Origin of the sequence: Brasilonema sp. UFV-L1 (genome assembly GCF_012912105.1) — a bacterium.
GTDB lineage: Bacteria > Cyanobacteriota > Cyanobacteriia > Cyanobacteriales > Nostocaceae > Brasilonema.
Map to the genome: position 1 here is coordinate 1 of NZ_QMEA01000276.1, position 2314 is coordinate 2314.

Annotated in this window: 3 protein-coding genes; all 3 read right to left on the reverse strand. The window is 44.0% G+C overall.

Annotation, left to right across the window (positions count from 1 at the left end; translation table 11 throughout):
* On the reverse strand, positions 1-983 hold a 983-nt coding region (locus tag DP117_RS34015), incomplete at its 3' end, for a CBS domain-containing protein (RefSeq protein WP_169222556.1).
* Between the two features lie 192 nt (positions 984-1175).
* On the reverse strand, positions 1176-1556 hold the full coding sequence (locus DP117_RS34020; RefSeq protein ID WP_169222557.1) for a response regulator: 381 nt from the start codon (positions 1554-1556) through the stop codon (positions 1176-1178).
* A gap of 228 nt (positions 1557-1784) precedes the next feature.
* A partial coding sequence (locus DP117_RS34025; protein WP_169222558.1) for a GUN4 domain-containing protein occupies positions 1785-2314 on the reverse strand: 530 nt, incomplete at its 5' end.

Sequence of the window (2314 nt, forward strand, 5' to 3'; positions counted from 1 at the left end):
CATCTGGACGCTAAATCAGAGATTATAGCGCCAGCCTTCTCTCCGAAATAGGTAATATCGCGGATGAGCCAGCGTAAGCCTACTCGTTGACCTTGTGAGTTATGCATACTAGTCACGGCGATCGCTGCTGGAAAAGGCGTGCCTTTCCGTGGCTGGAAGTAAACTTCCCAGTTCTGCTTTTGCTGCAACTGCGATAATTGAGTACGAAAGGTCTTGCGGTCTGATTTGGCAATAAAGATAACCAGGGGTTTACCTACCAAACGGTTTTGAGGCACACACAGTAAAGTGGCTGCTGCTTGGTTTGCCTGTTGAATCTTTCCGGCAATATCGGTTATCACATACGCTTCTGGGGCAAAATCGAACAAATCCTGGTAACGTTGGCGCTCTAACTCTATTTCCTGACGAGTGCTAGCTAACTCTTCGTTTTGCTCTCGCAGTTCCTCTTCAACAATTTGTACTTCTTCCACCAGCGCTTCTTGCAATTCCTGGTTCACTTGAATGAGTTCAATTGATTGTTGCTCAACCCGTCTTGCTTGTTGCTGTTGCTGTAAAGCTGCAACGCCAAATGTTTTCACACAATCAAACGCTTGTAGCAGATTTGTTTGCGTGACGATTCCTACTAATTCCTCGTGCTGATTTAATATAGGGATATGATAAATTTTGTGCTGTTGCATGAGCGATAAAACAGCGAAGACATTTTCAGCCTGGGATTGCTTTAAGGTAACAACAGGCTGAACCATCACAACAGCGATTGTGATCCCAGAAAAGTCCATTCCACTGGCAACCAGCCGAACGACATCCCCCTCCGTAAATATTCCTACTAATTGTGTACCCTCTACTACCAATACACAACTAGCTCGTTCCTGACGAAATTCTCCTGAGTCAAGTGAGGAATTTAAGCTATCAGCAGCGCAACCACTGTCTTGCACCTGGCTCATTAAGTTAATGACATCAACGAGCGGAGTATCAGGTGTAACTGTCAAAGGGTAACGGTCAATGGCTTGATTTAGATCGGGTAACTCATGACACCTGGTAAAATAAGCGTCACCTCAGAGAGTTCGGGGAGTGGGAAGAGTTGGGAGAAGAAGGGAATTTTTAGTAAATTTAAATTAGTAAATTTAAACACTATTTAATACAAGTATTAGTGATTTACTCGTAGTGGAGCAAGATATCAATTAATCGTTCCAGCCTAAAGCCGCTGCAATTTGTCCGGGCAGCTTCATGGCTTTGAATGGTTTGGTAATAATGGCTCGCACTCCCAGTTGGGCAAATCGGTGTTCTTCAGCGGCTTGCACTTTAGCAGTCAATAAAATTACGGGGATAGAATAGGTAACAGGATTAGCTTGTAAAGCCCTTAAGGTGGCAATTCCATCCATATCAGGGATCATCACATCCAGCAAAATAACATCTGGTTGTTCAGCAGCAGCTTTAGTCAAACCCTCACTCCCGGAAACAGCTGTCGATACTTGCCAACCTCCAACTGCTTTGAGAGCAAGTTCAGCCACTGCACGAATATCATATTCATCATCAATGATGAGAATCAACTTGCTGGTCATTGAGGCTGTCTGCTTCTTCGCTTATCCTTTCAATTATCAGTTATCAGTTATCAGTTATCAGTTACCAGTTTGAAGAATTCAGAATTGCTGAATACAGTATTCACCAAGGAAGAAATAAAGAATTCCGACTTCTGAACGGCAGTTGCTGTAGCCTGACCGAACCCGTCCACCGCACTGGCTCCTCCTGACTCCTGACTCCTTCACTGTTTACTGTGTACTGTGTACTGTTCATTGCTCATTGTTCGTTTTACAAGTCTCGATGCGAGAGAAGAGACAACAACTCCCCTCTACCACCACACCAAACACACCCAATCCATCAACGCCCACACCCATAGCTAATGTGGGGAGGTGTCCTTCTGGAGATGTTATATCAAATCTGACTCTCTTATAAGAGATCCAGTTTTCTTGTACTCTCCATCCCAGGCGATCGCCTAATTTTTTGTAAGTTTCTACATTTATCTTGTCGTCCGGCTTGCCACCGACCAAAAGGTAAATTTTCTTTTGAACGCTGAAGCCAAAGCGTCCATTGCTATATTTTACCCACAGTAGGTCAATTGTACGCAGGTCAGTACAGGGAAAGTTTGATAGTTCTTGCTCTCTAATGTAGTCATTTTCCTTGCGTCCGACAGCTTGCAGCATCACTAGGTAGGTTTCATAGTCAGCTTCTTTCCACTTTCCTGCTGCTAGGAAATCTCGTAGTTTAGTGTAGTCTACGCCTTTTTCTGAACTGAGGTCATCAATGCTTGTATGCAATTGAC